Here is a 16141-nt window from a genome sequence, read left to right on the forward strand (position 1 = left end):
ATCTCACGCTGGCGCCACATTTTTCAGGAATAACATGATTCACGGATGACAGGGAAACTGCCAGGCCCGGTCGTGCATTCACCGCCGGTAACCCTTGGCCTAATACCGAGCAAGACCCTACATAAACCGGAGACACACAATGAATAAGAAGGTTTTCACCCTGGCCGCGACGGCCGCAGCCATGATGTTTGGCGCCGCAGCTCACGCAGATACCCGTATTGGCGTCACGATTTATAAATATGACGACAACTTTATGTCGGTGGTGCGCAAAGCAATCGAGAAAGACGCCAAGGCCTCTCCGGATGTCACCCTGCTGATGAATGACTCGCAGAACGACCAATCCAAACAAAACGACCAGATCGACGTGCTGATCGCCAAGGGCGTTAAAGCGTTGGCCATCAACCTGGTGGATCCAGCGGCTGCTCCGGTGGTGATTGATAAGGCACGCGCAAACGATATCCCTATCGTGTTCTACAACAAAGAGCCTTCCCGTAAAGCGTTGGACAGCTATGACAAAGCCTATTACGTGGGCACCGACTCCAAAGAGTCCGGTGTGATCCAGGGTCAACTGATCGAGAAGCACTGGAAGGCCAACCCGAACTGGGATTTGAATAAAGACGGTCAGATCCAGTACGTGTTGCTGAAAGGTGAGCCGGGCCATCCGGATGCAGAAGCGCGGACCACCTACGTGGTGAAAACGCTGAATGACGACGGTATCAAAACTCAGCAATTGCAGATGGACACCGCGATGTGGGACACCGCACAGGCGAAAGACAAGATGGATGCCTGGCTGTCCGGCCCTAACGCCAACAAAATCGAAGTGGTCATTGCCAATAACGATGCCATGGCGATGGGCGCGGTCGAAGCGCTGAAAGCGCACAATAAATCCAGCATTCCGGTATTCGGTGTCGATGCCTTGCCAGAGGCTCTGGCGATGGTGAAATCCGGCGCGATGGCGGGGACGGTGTTGAACGACGCTGACAATCAGGCCAAAGCCACATTCGAGCTGGCGAAAAACCTGGCGGCGGGCAAACCTGCTGCCGACGGCACCCAATATAAAATCGAAAATAAAGTGGTACGCATTCCTTACGTTGGCGTAGATAAAGACAATTTGTCCAAATTTGTTAAGTAAGTTCTGAACGGCCCCGCCTGCGGTGCGCTGCCCAGCGCCAACACCAGGAAAGCCGCCGGCGGGGTAATTTTTCTTAAAATCACAGCCCAGACCCGATGAGTTTCAAGCTGCAGCTAATCAGGCGGTGGTTTGGAAGGCGGCGGGTCACATAGCCAGGTGTATTTATGGCCGACAGCCCACGCGAATTTTTGCTGGAAATGACCGATATCAGTAAATCATTTCCCGGCGTCAAGGCATTGGATAATGTGAATCTGCGCGTTCGTCCACACTCCATTCATGCATTAATGGGGGAGAACGGCGCGGGGAAATCGACATTATTAAAATGCCTGTTCGGCATTTATAAAAAAGATGCCGGCAGTATTATTTTTCAGGGCCAGGAAATAGATTTCAAAAGCTCTAAAGAGGCGCTGGAACACGGCGTGTCCATGGTGCATCAGGAATTAAACCTGGTCTTGCAGCGTACCGTGATGGACAACATGTGGCTGGGGCGCTACCCGACCAAAGGCATGTTTGTCGATCAGGACAAGATGCTGAAAGATACCCAGGCGATATTTGACGAGCTGGATATTGATATTAACCCGCGGGATAAAGTGGGGACGCTATCGGTATCGCAAATGCAGATGATCGAAATCGCCAAGGCTTTCTCCTATGACGCCAAGATTGTCATTATGGACGAGCCCACCTCGTCGCTGACGGAAAAAGAGGTGAACCACCTGTTCACCATTATCCGCAAGCTGAAGGAGCGTGGCTGCGGCATCGTCTATATCTCGCACAAGATGGAGGAGATTTTCCAGCTGTGCGACGAAATCACCATTCTGCGTGATGGCCAGTGGATCGCCACCCAGCCGTTGGAAGGGCTGGATATGGACAAGATCATCTCGATGATGGTGGGGCGTTCGCTCAGCCAGCGCTTCCCCGATCGGCAGAATACGCCGGGTGAGGTGATCCTGGAGGTGAAGAACCTGACGTCGTTGCGCCAGCCTTCGATTCGCGACGTCTCTTTCGATCTGCATCAGGGGGAGATCCTGGGCATTGCCGGGCTGGTGGGGGCCAAACGTACCGACATCGTCGAAACCCTGTTTGGCATCCGCGAAAAAATCGCGGGCACCATCAAATTGCACGGTAAGGCCATCAATAACCACAGCGCCAATGAGGCGATAAACCACGGTTTTGCGCTGGTCACCGAAGAACGTCGTTCCACCGGGATTTATGCCTACCTGGACGTGGGGTTCAACTCGCTGATCTCCAATATTCGCAACTACAAAAATAAAATCGGCCTGTTGGATAACGCCCGCATGAAAAGCGATACCCAGTGGGTGATCGACGCTATGCGGGTCAAAACCCCGGGCCATCATACCCACATAGGTTCGCTGTCCGGCGGCAATCAGCAGAAGGTGATCATCGGCCGTTGGCTGCTGACTCAGCCGGAAATATTGATGCTGGATGAACCGACGCGCGGCATTGACGTAGGCGCCAAATTCGAAATTTATCAGCTGATGACCGAACTGGCGAAGAAGGGCAAGGGGATCATTATTGTCTCGTCTGAAATGCCGGAGCTTTTGGGAATTACCGACAGAATACTGGTGATGAGTAATGGTCAGGTTGCGGGCATCGTTAACACCAAACAGACCTCGCAAAATGAAATTTTACGTCTCGCATCCCTGCACCTTTAAGGATCAGAATTATGAACTCGCTGAATAAAAAAACTTTGTTCACCTATTTTAAGGAAGGTGGCATTTACGTGGTGTTGCTGGTGCTGCTGGCAATTATTATTATCCAGGACCCGACCTTTCTCAGTTTAATGAACCTGAGCAATATCCTGACCCAGTCTTCGGTGCGTATCATTATTGCACTGGGCGTGGCGGGGCTGATTGTGACCCAGGGGACCGACTTGTCCGCCGGGCGCCAGGTTGGCCTGGCGGCGGTGATCGCGGCGACGCTGTTGCAGTCGATGGACAACGTGAACAAGGTCTTTCCGCATATGGAAACCTGGTCGATCCCACTGGTGATCCTGCTGGTGTGCGCCGTGGGTGCGGTGATCGGTCTGGTGAACGGTTTGATCATCGCTTACCTGAATGTGACGCCGTTTATTACCACTCTGGGCACCATGATCATCGTTTACGGCATCAACTCGCTGTATTACGACTCCGTTGGCGCATCGCCAGTGGCGGGGTTTGATCCCAAGTTTTCCACCTTTGCCCAAGGGTTCCTGCGTTTTGGCGACTTTAAGCTGTCGTACATCACCTTCTACGCCATCATTGCGATTATTTTTGTCTGGATCCTGTGGAATAAAACCCGCTTCGGCAAAAATATTTTCGCCATCGGCGGCAACCCTGAAGCAGCCAAGGTTTCCGGCGTGAACGTGCCGCTGAACCTGATCATGATTTATGCGCTGTCCGGGGTGTTCTACGCCTTCGGCGGTTTACTGGAGGCGGGCCGTATCGGCAGCGCCACCAACAACCTGGGCTTTATGTATGAACTGGATGCCATCGCCGCGTGCGTGGTGGGCGGGGTGTCCTTTGCCGGCGGCGTCGGGACGGTGCTGGGGGTCGTGACCGGGGTCATCATCTTTACCGTTATCAACTACGGCCTGACCTACATTGGCGTTAACCCTTACTGGCAGTACATTATCAAGGGCGGCATCATTATCTTCGCCGTGGCGTTGGACTCCTTAAAATACGCCAAGAAAAAATAGTTGTGTCTCAGTTATGAAAACGGCCAGCCAATGCTGGCCGTTAAGACTGCTGACAAACATATAATGTTTGGCGGCAGGTGCTAAAGGTTATAGAAAATAGATCAGGAAAAGCAATTTATTGATTTTCGGCTGATAACACAAAGGGGGAAAAACCACGCTTTTATCCCCCTTTGTCAATAATTTGACGGCCAGCAAATGCTGGCCGTTGCTGTTTCCAGGGTGGGAAAAACTTATTTGGCCTTCTGTTTTTCTGCGGCCAGCTTGTGTTCCAGCTCGACCAATTGCTCTGGCGAAACTGCCGGGTAGCCTTGGGCATCTTCCGGTACGGTATGCATGGCGGAAATGGGGATCAGTGGCCCGAGGAAGCGCGGCTCGCGTTTGAGAATGTACAAATCGGTCAGTGCGCCAAGGCGGGCGAAGATTTCGCGTGCCCGTACGGTCATCATGTCTTTTGGCGAAGGGACTGCGTAGCACTGAGCCTGGATCCCCATGTGCAGCGCGATAAACAGCGCGCGCTCGCAGTGGAAGCGCTGGGTGATAATGATAAAGTCGTTGGTGTCGAACACCTTGCGGGTGCGTACGATAGAGTCAAGAGTACGGAAACCGGCATAATCCAGCACGATATCGCTGGGCGCCACGCCGGCGGCGATCAAATCGCGGCGCATGGTCATCGGCTCGTTGTAGCTCTGTTGGGCATTGTCGCCGCTCAGCAGCAGGTATTTCACTTTGCCGCTGTTATAGGCGTTAATCGCGCCCTGAATGCGGTAGCGATAATATTGGTTGATCACGCCGGTGCGGTAATATTTGGCGGTGCCCAGTACCACGCCGACCTGGCGATGGGGCAGGCCTTGCAGTTCGTCATAGACGTAAGGCGCGGTTTTCCAGCTGATCCAACGATCAAGCGCGAGAGCCGAAAGCATCAACAGCGCAGTGATGATGAACAGGCTGATTATCAGGCGTTTCCACATGTTATTGCCTTACGCGCACAGGGGCCAAAAAAGATGGCTCAAGGCTACTTTACCTGACAGGCCGACGCAAGCTTGAAGCCCTATCAAGCAAGCATTGCACCGCATTTTTAGGCGGTTTGAGCATAAAAAAAAGCCCGGCGAGCCGGGCCTGATGTTTAACTGCGCAAATCAGAATGAAGTGCGCTTGTAGCTGCGGTATTGCGGGCGCCAGAAGTTGTGTTCGATACCTTTCGACAGCGCTTCTTCGGAGGTGACCACCGCCACGCCTTGCAGCTGCGCCGCTTTACCCACTTCCATGGCGATACACTTGGACACGCCCTGAATATCGTCGATATTCGGCAGCAGTGCACCATGCCCGTCGGTCGCCAGCGGCGAACAGTCGGCCAGCGCACGGCTGGCGGCCATCAGCATCGCGTCGGTGACGCGGGTGGCGCCGGAGGCCAGTACGCCCAAGCCAATCCCCGGGAAGATATAGGAGTTGTTGCACTGGGCAATCGGGAATACCTGATCTTTGTAGCTCACCGGCGCAAACGGGCTGCCGGTGGCTACCAGTGCCGCACCCTCGGTCCAGTTAATGATGTCTTCCGGACGGGCTTCCACGCGGGAGGTTGGGTTGGACAGCGGCATCACGATCGGGCGCGGGCAGTGCTTGTGCATTTCGCGGATCAGTTCTTCGGTAAACAGGCCAGGCTGACCCGAAACGCCGATCAAAATGGTTGGTTTGGCATTACGCACCACGTCCAGCAGGGAAATGGCATCGCTCTCCGTCTGCCATGCAGTCAGATTCTCGCTCTTTTGCACCAGCTTGCTCTGGAAATCGAGCAGGTTAGGCAGTTTGTCGGTCAGCAGGCCGAAACGGTCGACCATAAAGACGCGCGCGCGGGCTTCGTCTTCGCTCAGGCCTTCGGATTTCATCTGCGCGATAATTTGCTCGGCAATGCCGCAACCCGCGGAGCCGGCGCCCAGGAAGGTGACGGTCTGATCGCGCAGTTGGCTGCCGGCGGCGCGGCTGGCGGCGATCAGGCTGCCCAGCGTGACGGCTGCGGTGCCCTGAATGTCATCGTTGAAGCAGCAGATTTCGTCACGGTAGCGGTTCAGCAGCGGCGTGGCGTTGTTCTGCGCAAAATCTTCGAACTGCAGCAGCACGTTCGGCCAGCGGCGTTTGACCGCCTGGATAAACTCTTCAACAAAGGCGTGGTACTCGTCGCCCGAAATACGCGGATGGCGCCAGCCCATGTACAGCGGATCGTTCAGGCGCTGCGGGTTGTTGGTGCCGACGTCCAGCACTACCGGCAGGGTATAGGCCGGGCTGATGCCGCCGCAGGCGGTGTACAGCGACAGTTTACCGATTGGAATGCCCATGCCGCCGATACCCTGGTCGCCCAGGCCGAGAATACGCTCACCGTCGGTGACGACGATCACCTTGACGTTTTGCTTGGTAGCGTTTTGCAGCATGTCGTCAATGCGGTCGCGGTTAGGGTAGGAGATAAACAGCCCACGCGCCCGGCGGTAAATATCGGAGAAGTGCTCACAGGCCTCGCCCACCGTCGGCGTGTAGATGATGGGCATCATTTCGCTCAGGTGCGCTTCCAGCAGACGATAGAACAGGGTTTCGTTGGTGTCCTGGATATTGCGCAGATAGATGTGCTTATCGCTGTCGTTTTTGAAATCCTGGTACTGGCGATAGGCACGTTCCGCTTGTTCCTCGATGGTTTCTACCGCTTCTGGCAGCAAGCCGTGCAGGTTGAAATGGCTGCGTTCATCCTCGGTGAAAGCGCTGCCTTTATTGAGCAGCGGAAATTCCAGCAGAATAGGGCCGGCATAAGGGATGTAGAGGGGGCGTTTGCTTTCGTATTCAAGTTCCATGGCTTTTGCTCTTCAACGTATCGGATAACTTTATGGGGTAGATCCTAAAAGATCGGGAAAATATGTACAGCAATTGTTATCGGATCATGAGGTAAATTGGCGTAATTATCGACGATCAAGTCCTAATTTAACTAAAGAAAGTGTTTTAAGACGTGAATGCCATTGTAATCGGCTGACGGGGCTGGTAACAGCGGTGCCGGGCGGCACCGCCAGGGGCAGAGTTAGAAAGTGATACGGCTGACATTTTGACAGCCCAACGCGGACAACGTCGCGCGGGTCGCATCCCATTGGGTGAGGATGGCGCTGTCGGGCTCGGCCAGCACCGCTCGGACCACTTTTTGACAGTCGCCGCCGGAGACGTTCAACAGAATCAGTGCGGCCTGCAATGGCGGCAGGCTAGGGTTGAAGGCTGCATTTTCCGCATAGCGACCGCTATAAACCTTCCCGTCTTCGGCTTCCAGTGCGACGCCGCTGTGGGCATTGCTGTAGGGCGCGTGGCTCTGATTGGCGGCAGCCAGCGCAGCCATCTCCAGCTCGTCGGTCAGCGTCAGTTGGAAACCATGATCGACGCGGTCCATCAGCAACGTGGCGATATTCAGGTCTTTCGGGCCAAAGGCATCCGGCAGATAGTCGCCAAGGGTGGCGGGCTCGCGGCCAGGCAGGCGAATTTTCAGCGCGGTGCCGCTGTTGAGTTCATTCATAAACTGGCGGCAATGGCCGCAAGGGGTGTAATTAACGGTGATAGAGGCCAGAGCCGATTCACCACGCAGCCAGGCGTGGGTCACCGCGCACTGTTCCGCATGAATGGTTTGTTGCATCGGCGCACCGCTGAACTCCATATTGGCGCCAAAATACAGAGCCCCGCTCTGCCCGCGAGCAATGGCGCCGACATAAAACTGCGAAATCGGCGCTAACGAGCAGGCCGCCGCCAGCGGCAGCAGAGCGAATGCCAAAGCATCATCATCCAGCCCGCAGCGCTGCTTGATAGCATCCACTTGATCCGCCTTGAGCATGGCCGGGAAATCAGGCGCATCAAAATAAGGCAGCAGGGCGGATTGCAATGTGGCGGGCAGTTCAGCGAAAGCGGTTTGAAAACGCGGGTGCATAGAAACTCTCTCTACAGGTTAACGGGATAACATTCTAGGCAGCCCGGCGCGAATAAAGTGTGATACAAATCTCTTTATTGATGAAATCAATGCAATGAAAACCATAAATGCGAGATATATCGCAAGTTTTAGGCCTTAAGCAAACAGGTGCAGCAGCACCGGAAACAGAAACGGCGCCAGCAGCGAGGTGATGATGCCGCAGATCACCAGGGCCAGTGAACCAAATGCCCCTTCCTGATAGTCCATTTCCGCACAGCGTGCCGTGCCCAGCGCATGTGACGCGGTCCCCATTGCCAGCCCGCGTGCCGATCGGGTGGTGATTTTCAATATTTTGAACAGCGTATGCCCGAACACCGCACCGAGAATACCGACGAAAATCACGCAAACGGCGCTGATTGCCGGAATGCCGCCGAGCGACTCCGCGACCGCCATGGCGATGGGCGTGGTGACCGATTTCGGCATGATGGAGGCGGCAATCTCCGGCGTGGCCCCCATCCATAAAGCGATGGCGCCACCGCTGATCATCGCGGTCAGGCTGCCGATAAAGCAGACGGCGATTATGGACTTCCAGCGCGCGCGGATCTGATGTAGTTGTTCATACAGCGGGTAAGCCAGCGCTACCACCGCCGGTTGCAGCAAGTCATTGAGGGTTTTACTGCCTTGGAAATAACGCTCATAAGGAATGCCGGTCAGCAACAGCAGGGGGATGATCACCGCCATCGACACCAGCAGTGGGTTCAGCAACGGCATGTTCAGCCATTGCGCCAGTTTGCGCGCTGCAAAATAGATGGCCAGCGTCAGCGGTAATGACCACCAGATTTCATGGATCATTTTTCGCCCTCCGTCGCATCCGGCTTGCCGATGATGCGGCGCTCCCGGTGGAAATAATGTGAGGTATAGCCGACCACCACCAGCACCATCAGGGTGCTGACGATGCAGGACACCACCAGCGGGCCCAGATGCTCGATAATTTGGTCATAGTATTTCATCACGCCCACGCCGATCGGCACGAACAACAGCACCATATAGCGGATCAGCAGGTGGCAACCGGGTTTGACCCATTTGGCCGGCAGAATTTGGGTGGAGAGCAGGGCGAAGAGCAATAACATGCCGATAATGCTGCCGGGAATGGCGATCGGCAGCAGAGCCGCGATGGCATTTCCGGCGAACAGACAAAGGTAGATAAGGGCGAATGCCCTCAGGTATTTCCAGCACAGAGTGAGTAGCTTGGCCATAACTTAATCCCGTTTAACCGATGCATTCATCATACAATTAAACTGTGATCTTCGCCACAAATCACACCATGAATTCTCTCTATGGCTACCATGCCTATGGGGCTGGTTGACAACCGCGATGAAAGGGGACGCACGTTTATTCTGCACTGACGATGTTGGCATTTTGCTGTTGCCTCTGCGCCAGTCGATGCCCGAGAAAAAAGAATAGCAGGCTGAACAGCGCAGCGGCAATCAACATCAGGAACATCATTTGCGGTGCGGCATAGCTGAGAATAAAGCCGCACACCACCGGATTGATGGCACCGCCCAGAGCGCTCAGGTTTTGTACGCCATAATAGCTGCCTTTCAGGTGCTGTGGCGCGATAAAATCGATAAACATATATTCCACCGGGATCACTATGATTTCACCCAGGGTAAATATCGCCATGGCAAGGATCCAGAGCCAGAGCGATTGCCCGGCCAGCCAAAAACCGATCAGCCCGAGAATGAAAAATAACGTGCCCAGCGCCAGCCAGCGCAGCATATTTTCCTGACGCATGCCGCGGCTGAGCAGATACTGCAGGGCGATGACGATACAGGCGTTGACGATCATCACTGCACCAATGACCCGATAAGCGAACTCTGCATTGGAAACGGTAATCAGGTATTGCGATAAATAGCCTGAGAATTGGCCGAAAACCACCGCTCCCAGAGTGCTGCCAAGGGTGAAGTAAATCAGCCGGCGATCGTTACGCAGGATAGTCAGGGTTTGGCGAAAATTAAGGCGCGCGGCGGGCGTTGCATCCAGCGCGACGGGCACCGTAGCGGGCTGCTTGCGCAGAATGAAATTCAGCGTCACCACCGTGAACAAAGCCAATCCGCCGGAGAGGTAAAACGGCAACAGCGGATCCAGACCCGCCACCAGGACGCCCAACGATGACCCTACCGCCCAGCCGACGTTGACCAGCGTGTAGTTAATTGAAAAGGCTTTGATGCGCTGCGCTACCGGCAACCAGTCGGCAAAGCACGCTTTGATGGTGATGCCCAATATGGAATAGGCGGTATGCAAAATAGCCAAAACCACCACGATACCGCCTGGCCGCGGGATCCACGGGATAGTGAAAAAACTCAGGGCGAACAAAAGAATGGAAATCAGGATCAGCGTATTTTTGTTGAACTTGTCTACCAGGTAGCCGCCATACAGGCTGGCGAAAATGCCGATCGCCAGGCTGATACCCAGAATGATGCCGACGCTTTTGGGCAGCAGATGAAAATGCCCGGTCAGATAGATAGTAATGAACGGCAGCGTTACGCCGCGGCCAATGGTCAGTACCAGCGAACTGACCAGCAAGGCGTTAATCAGCGGTGGGAATCCCTTCATATCAGGCCTGTTTATGCATACAACGATTAACTTGGTATGGGTAACCGTAGGGGGCGCAGCATGCGGCGCCCCTACAATCTGCCTGAGTATATGCAGGATCCGGATTACTTGCCCGTTTTAGCCTGTAGCCTGAGGAACCATTGCTGGACTAAGCACATAAAAAGGGCCGAGCAAGCTCGACCCTCAAGGCTTTGGAAAACCGGTATTATTTCACCTGCATTCCTGGTTGTGCGCCGCTGTCCGGGCTCAGCAGGAAGATCTCTTTCCCTCCCGGGCCGGCAGCCATCACCATGCCTTCAGAAATCCCGAAGCGCATTTTACGCGGGGCCAGGTTGGCGACCATTATGGTCAGACGGCCTTCAAGCGCTTTCGGGTCCGGGTAAGCAGAGCGAATACCGGAGAAGATCTGACGTGATTCGCCGCCCAGATCCAACTGCAGTTTCAGCAATTTGTCAGAACCTTCAACAAAGTCGGCGCTCTTGATCAGCGCAATGCGCATATCAACCTTGGCGAAATCGTCAAAGGTAATGGTGTCCTGAATAGGATCGTCTGCCAGCGGCCCGGTGACCACTTTCGTTGCCGCCATGTCTTCTTTCGAGGCGCTAACCATTTCATTGACCTTATCCAGGTCGATACGGTTGAACAGCGCCTTGAATGCGTTGACCTGATGCCCCAACAGCGGCTGCTGGATGCTGTCCCAGGTAAGTTCGCAGTTGAGGAAGGCTTCGGTACGTTCGGTCAGTGACGGCAGCACCGGTTTCAGGTAGGTCATCAGCACGCGGAACAGGTTGATGCCCATGGAACAGATGGCCTGCAGATCGGCATCGCGGCCTTCTTGCTTCGCCACCACCCAGGGAGCCTGTTCATCCACATAGCGGTTAGCCAAATCGGCCAGCGCCATGATTTCACGGATTGCACGGCCCGACTCACGGCTGGCGTAGGCGTCGGCGATGTTTTGTGCCGCGTCAACGAAGGTCTGGTACAGCGCCGGATCGGCCAGCTTGTCGGCCAGTTGGCCGCCGAAACGCTTGCTGATAAAGCCGGCGTTGCGCGAAGCCAGGTTGACCACTTTGTTGACGATGTCGGCGTTCACCCGCTGCACGAAGTCTTCCAGATTCAGGTCGATATCGTCAATGCGTGAAGACAGCTTGGCGGCGTAGTAATAACGCAGGCAGTCGGCATCCAGGTGTTGCAGGTAGGTGCCGGCCTTGATGAAAGTGCCGCGAGATTTGGACATCTTGGCGCCGTTCACTGTCACATAGCCGTGCACAAACAGATTGGTCGGTTTGCGGAAGTTACTGCCTTCCAGCATTGCCGGCCAGAACAGGCTGTGGAAATAAACGATGTCTTTACCGATAAAGTGATACAGCTCGGTGGTGGAGTCTTTACGCCAGAACTCGTCAAAATCCAGATCGCCGCGCTTGTCGCACAGGTTTTTGAATGAGCCCATGTAACCGATAGGCGCATCCAGCCAGACGTAGAAGTATTTGCCCGGCGCGTCCGGGATTTCAAAGCCGAAATACGGCGCATCACGGGAGATATCCCACTGTTGCAGGCCGGATTCGAACCACTCCTGCATCTTGTTTGCCACCTGTTCTTGCAGCGCGCCGGAACGGGTCCAGGCCTGCAACATTTCGCTGAACGACGGCAGATCAAAGAAGAAGTGCTCTGAATCGCGCAATACCGGAGTGGCCCCGGAAACCACGGATTTCGGGTCAATCAGCTCGGTCGGGCTGTAGGTCGCGCCGCACACTTCGCAGTTGTCGCCGTATTGATCCGGTGATTTACATTTCGGGCAGGTGCCTTTGACGAAACGGTCGGGCAGGAACATGCCTTTCTCCGGATCGTACAGTTGGGAAATGGTCCGGTTTTTGATAAAGCCGTTTTCTTTCAGGCGGCCGTAAATCAGGCTCGACAGCTCACGGTTTTCATCGCTATGGGTGGAATGATAGTTATCATAGCTGATGCCAAAACCGGCGAAATCCTGTTGGTGCTCCTGGCTCATTTCCTCGATCATTTCTTCCGGCTTAATGCCCAGTTGCTGAGCTTTCAGCATGATCGGCGTGCCGTGTGCGTCGTCCGCACAGATGAAATGAACCTCGTTGCCGCGCATTCGTTGGTAACGAACCCAGATATCTGCCTGGATATGCTCGAGCATGTGGCCGAGATGGATGGAACCATTTGCGTACGGTAGCGCGCACGTCACCAATAATTTTTTCGCGACTTGAGCCATAGTGAGAACTTGGTTTCTGTAATGAATAAAAAGGGTCTTCGATGTTACCCGATCGCGCCCGCCACGGCTAGGGCGGTTTCTTTGTGCGGACATGCGCCGACCGGCTCTCAGTTCTGATATGCTTAGCGGGAAGCTATCCATTCAAAATCAAGGAGCCGGGATGAACGCAAAATCCCCCGAGCAGACCAACCCCGAAGTTCTGCGTGCCCTGGTGACCGGTGTACTGGCCGCCTTTGAACACCCGACGTTAAAAAACAATCTGACTGCGCTGAAGGCAATTCACCACTGCGCGCTGTTGGATCATGTGCTGCATATTGAATTGACCATGCCCTTTGCCTGGCAGAGCGGTTTTGAGACGTTGAAAGACAGCGTCAGCGCAGAATTGCTGCGCGTGACCGGAGCTGAGGCGATTGACTGGAAACTGAAACATGATATCACCACGCTCAAACGCGCCAACGATCAGGCCGGCATCAAGGGCGTGCGCAATATTATCGCCATCAGTTCCGGCAAGGGCGGGGTGGGGAAATCTACCACGGCGGTTAACCTGGCGTTAGCGCTGGCAGCGGAAGGCGCCAAGGTCGGTATTCTGGATGCCGACATCTACGGGCCGTCGATTCCGAACATGCTGGGAACCGAAAACGAGCGACCCACCTCGCCGGACGGTCAGCACATGGCGCCGATCATAGCCCACGGGTTGGCAACCAACTCGATCGGTTATCTGGTGACCGATGACAACGCCATGGTTTGGCGTGGTCCAATGGCCAGCAAGGCGCTGATGCAACTGCTGCAGGACACGCTGTGGCCGGATTTGGACTACTTGGTACTGGATATGCCGCCGGGTACCGGCGATATCCAACTGACCCTGTCGCAAAACATTCCGGTCACCGGCGCTCTGGTGGTCACTACGCCGCAGGATATCGCGCTGCTCGATGCCGCCAAGGGCATTGTGATGTTTGAAAAAGTGCATGTGCCGGTCTTGGGTATCGTGGAAAACATGAGCGTGCACATTTGCAGCAACTGCGGGCACCACGAGCCGATCTTCGGTACCGGCGGGGCGGAGAAGCTGGTGAAGAAATACCACAGCCGCCTGTTGGGGCAACTGCCGCTGCACATTTCTCTGCGCGAGGATTTGGATCGCGGTGCGCCGACGGTGACAAGCCGGCCGGACAGCGAGTTTGCCGAACTGTATCGCCAACTTGCCGGCCGGGTTGCTGCGCAAATGTACTGGCAGGGCGAAGCGATCCCGACGGAAATCTCTTTCCGCGCGCTGTAATCGCCGCAGGCAGAAAGATAAAACCCCGGATATTTCCGGGGTTTTTCTTATGGTGCTGTGACGTGTTTGTGCAGATCGGCGCGGGTATAAGGGTGTTCGATGTGCGCGAGGGTTATAGCAATATGTTCCAGCAGCCCTTGCGTGGGCGCCGGTTGTCGATTGCCCATCAGCGCCAGTGGTAAGGCCAGAGCGGCGATAATTCTCGGCCAAGAAAGCTGTGGCCGCACCTTACCACGTTGCAGCAGCAGAAATAACGTACTGGCCAGATAGCCAAGCACTAGCCCACTAACCACTTCCGAAGGTGAATGCACCTGAATGGCCAACCGCGATAGCCCTATGGTGAGTGGCAAGACCAAGCCTAAAACCAGCGCCATACTGCGAACGGCATGGGAAAAACGTCCGGTCAGAGCCCAGAAAAATACCGGCCAGATGCTGGCGGCCAGGGCTGAATGACCGCTAAAACCGGTAAAGTCATAACTTTCGATGCCAATCCCCCAGCCCATAAAGGCCAGCTTGGACGCGCAGACCACAGCGCCAGCGCAGCCGAAGATCAACGCCCATTGCCAGCCGGCGGTTCTGGTGGCGTGCGGGACGACCAATACGACAAAGAGAATGAATGAACATGGCAACAGCAACATGCTGTCGCCAAAAAATGTCAGAAAATACCAATCCAGCACGTCAATCTCCGGTGAAATTTACCATTCTATTAGCAAGATGGTGAGCGAATCTGGGAGTTTACCGCGTAGCGTGGAATTGCCCTAGACGCAATAATCTTAAAACCTTGTAAGATGTCGTTCAGGCGAAATAACCGCAGATAGCGGCCAACAGCGCCAATATAGTCTGGCGCAATGCCCGCTAACTCCCTATAATTGTCGCGTTTTAGTCCCCCCCTTCACACTACGAAATCAGGTCTTTAATTTTATGACTGACAAGCCGCATCAGTGCGTCATTATTGGTATCGCCGGCGCATCTGCCTCCGGAAAAAGCCTTATCGCCAGTACGTTGTATCGTGAACTTCGCGATCAGGTTGGCGATGAACATATCGGCGTTATTCCTGAAGACAGTTACTACAAAGACCAGACACACCTGACCATGGAAGAACGGGTCAAAACAAACTATGACCACCCGAGCGCCATGGATCACAATCTGCTGTTCCAGCATCTGCAAATGCTGAAATCGGGCAGGGCGATAGAGTTACCTTTGTACAGCTACACCGAACACACGCGCAAAAAAGAGACTGTTCACCTGGAACCGAAAAAGGTGATTATTTTGGAAGGGATCCTGTTGTTAACGGACATCCGTTTGCGTCAGGAAATGAACTTCTCGATCTTTGTCGATACCCCATTGGATATTTGCCTGATGCGCCGCATGAAGCGCGACGTGAATGAGCGTGGCCGTTCTATGGATTCGGTGATGGCGCAATACCAGAAAACCGTTCGTCCAATGTTCCTGCAGTTTATCGAACCTTCCAAACAATATGCCGACATTATTGTCCCTCGTGGCGGCAAAAACCGCATTGCGATCGATATTCTGAAAGCCAAAATCAGCCAATTCTTTGAATAATGCCGTTCAATGGCCGGAAAACCTGTGTTTCCGGTCAGCGGGCAACTATTTGCGCTGCGGCGTAGACCTTTCGCCCGTTGTGTGGCAATTTTTGTTTTAGTGACACGCCTGATGGAGATAAACAAATGAGACTGTGCGACCGTGATATAGAAGCCTGGCTGGATTGCGAAAAACTGGTGATTTCGCCGCGCCCGCCGATTGAGCGTATTAACGGGGCCACGGTGGATGTCCGTTTAGGCAATCAGTTCCGCGTGTTTCGTGGCCACACCGCCGCGTTTATCGATCTCAGTGGGCCAAAAGACGAAGTCAGTGCCGCATTGGATCGCGTGATGAGCGATGAAATCGTTCTGCCGGAAGGCGAAGCCTTCTTCCTGCACCCGGGCGAACTGGCGCTGGCGGTGACGCTGGAGTCGGTGACGCTGCCAAACGATTTGGTGGGCTGGCTGGACGGGCGCTCTTCTCTGGCACGTCTGGGTTTAATGGTCCACGTTACCGCACACCGCATCGACCCAGGCTGGCAGGGCCGAATTGTTCTTGAGTTCTATAATTCAGGCAAGCTGCCATTGGCATTACGCCCGGGTATGCTGATCGGCGCGCTGAGTTTTGAACCGCTGTCTGGGCCGGCGGCACGTCCTTACAACAGCCGGCAGGATGCAAAATACCGCGATCAGCAGGGTGCGGTAGCCAGTCGAATCGACAAGGACTAACAG

14 protein-coding genes are annotated in these 16141 nt (G+C 54.7%); 6 read left to right on the forward strand and 8 right to left on the reverse strand.

Annotated elements, in window-relative coordinates; all coding sequences use genetic code 11:
- Positions 1-139 precede the first annotated feature (139 nt).
- The 3 genes from mglB (at position 140) to mglC (ending at position 3827) form a co-directional block, all read left to right on the forward strand.
- Positions 140-1132, forward strand: coding sequence for a galactose/glucose ABC transporter substrate-binding protein MglB (mglB, locus tag LQ945_RS21215; protein WP_044549319.1), 993 nt, complete (start codon positions 140-142; stop codon positions 1130-1132).
- Between the two features lie 164 nt (positions 1133-1296).
- Positions 1297-2805 carry a galactose/methyl galactoside ABC transporter ATP-binding protein MglA gene (gene mglA / locus LQ945_RS21220; RefSeq protein ID WP_269934020.1) on the forward strand — a complete coding sequence of 503 codons (1509 nt, stop codon included), beginning with the start codon at positions 1297-1299 and terminating at the stop codon, positions 2803-2805.
- Positions 2806-2816: 11 nt separating this feature from the next.
- The gene (gene mglC / locus LQ945_RS21225; protein ID WP_270101667.1) at positions 2817-3827 is read left to right on the forward strand and encodes a galactose/methyl galactoside ABC transporter permease MglC; all 1011 of its coding nucleotides are present in this window, start codon (positions 2817-2819) and stop codon (positions 3825-3827) included.
- A gap of 230 nt (positions 3828-4057) precedes the next feature.
- On the opposite strand, the gene sanA is transcribed toward mglC, so the two are convergent.
- The 7 genes from sanA to metG form a co-directional block, all read right to left on the reverse strand.
- Positions 4058-4795: an outer membrane permeability protein SanA gene (sanA, locus tag LQ945_RS21230; protein ID WP_020825994.1), complete on the reverse strand. Its 738-nt coding sequence runs from the start codon at positions 4793-4795 to the stop codon at positions 4058-4060.
- A gap of 168 nt (positions 4796-4963) precedes the next feature.
- Entirely contained in the window at positions 4964-6661 is a 1698-nt protein-coding gene (locus LQ945_RS21235; protein WP_020825995.1) for an NAD-dependent malic enzyme, read from the reverse strand.
- 221 nt (positions 6662-6882) lie between these two features.
- The gene (gene cdd, locus LQ945_RS21240) at positions 6883-7767 is read right to left on the reverse strand and encodes a cytidine deaminase (protein ID WP_270101668.1); all 885 of its coding nucleotides are present in this window, start codon (positions 7765-7767) and stop codon (positions 6883-6885) included.
- Between the two features lie 135 nt (positions 7768-7902).
- A complete protein-coding gene (locus LQ945_RS21245; protein WP_044549326.1) occupies positions 7903-8598 on the reverse strand; it encodes a CidB/LrgB family autolysis modulator in 696 nt (231 codons plus the stop codon).
- A complete protein-coding gene (locus LQ945_RS21250) occupies positions 8595-9002 on the reverse strand; it encodes a CidA/LrgA family protein (RefSeq protein WP_044549327.1) in 408 nt (135 codons plus the stop codon). The genes LQ945_RS21245 and LQ945_RS21250 overlap by 4 nt, the downstream gene beginning before the upstream one ends.
- A 136-nt stretch (positions 9003-9138) precedes the next feature.
- The gene (locus tag LQ945_RS21255; protein ID WP_270101669.1) at positions 9139-10362 is read right to left on the reverse strand and encodes an MFS transporter; all 1224 of its coding nucleotides are present in this window, start codon (positions 10360-10362) and stop codon (positions 9139-9141) included.
- A 205-nt stretch (positions 10363-10567) separates the two neighbouring features.
- Positions 10568-12595, reverse strand: a complete 2028-nt coding sequence (metG, locus tag LQ945_RS21260) for a methionine--tRNA ligase (RefSeq protein ID WP_270101670.1) — start codon at positions 12593-12595, stop codon at positions 10568-10570.
- 160 nt (positions 12596-12755) lie between these two features.
- Here metG and apbC point away from each other — a divergent pair, with 160 nt between their 5' ends.
- Complete coding sequence (gene apbC / locus LQ945_RS21265; RefSeq protein ID WP_270101671.1) at positions 12756-13868, forward strand: iron-sulfur cluster carrier protein ApbC; 1113 nt, start codon at positions 12756-12758, stop codon at positions 13866-13868.
- Between the two features lie 47 nt (positions 13869-13915).
- Here apbC and LQ945_RS21270 read toward each other — a convergent pair whose 3' ends face one another.
- A complete protein-coding gene (locus LQ945_RS21270) occupies positions 13916-14545 on the reverse strand; it encodes a phosphatase PAP2 family protein (protein ID WP_044549335.1) in 630 nt (209 codons plus the stop codon).
- Positions 14546-14789: 244 nt separating this feature from the next.
- Between LQ945_RS21270 and udk the strand changes: the two genes are divergently transcribed.
- Both udk and dcd read left to right on the forward strand, forming a co-directional pair.
- Positions 14790-15431: a uridine kinase gene (udk, locus tag LQ945_RS21275; RefSeq protein WP_020826003.1), complete on the forward strand. Its 642-nt coding sequence runs from the start codon at positions 14790-14792 to the stop codon at positions 15429-15431.
- Positions 15432-15556: 125 nt separating this feature from the next.
- The gene (gene dcd, locus LQ945_RS21280) at positions 15557-16138 is read left to right on the forward strand and encodes a dCTP deaminase (protein WP_012006010.1); all 582 of its coding nucleotides are present in this window, start codon (positions 15557-15559) and stop codon (positions 16136-16138) included.
- Positions 16139-16141: the final 3 nt, after the last annotated feature.

This window comes from Serratia liquefaciens (genome assembly GCF_027594825.1).
Lineage (GTDB): Bacteria > Pseudomonadota > Gammaproteobacteria > Enterobacterales > Enterobacteriaceae > Serratia > Serratia liquefaciens_A.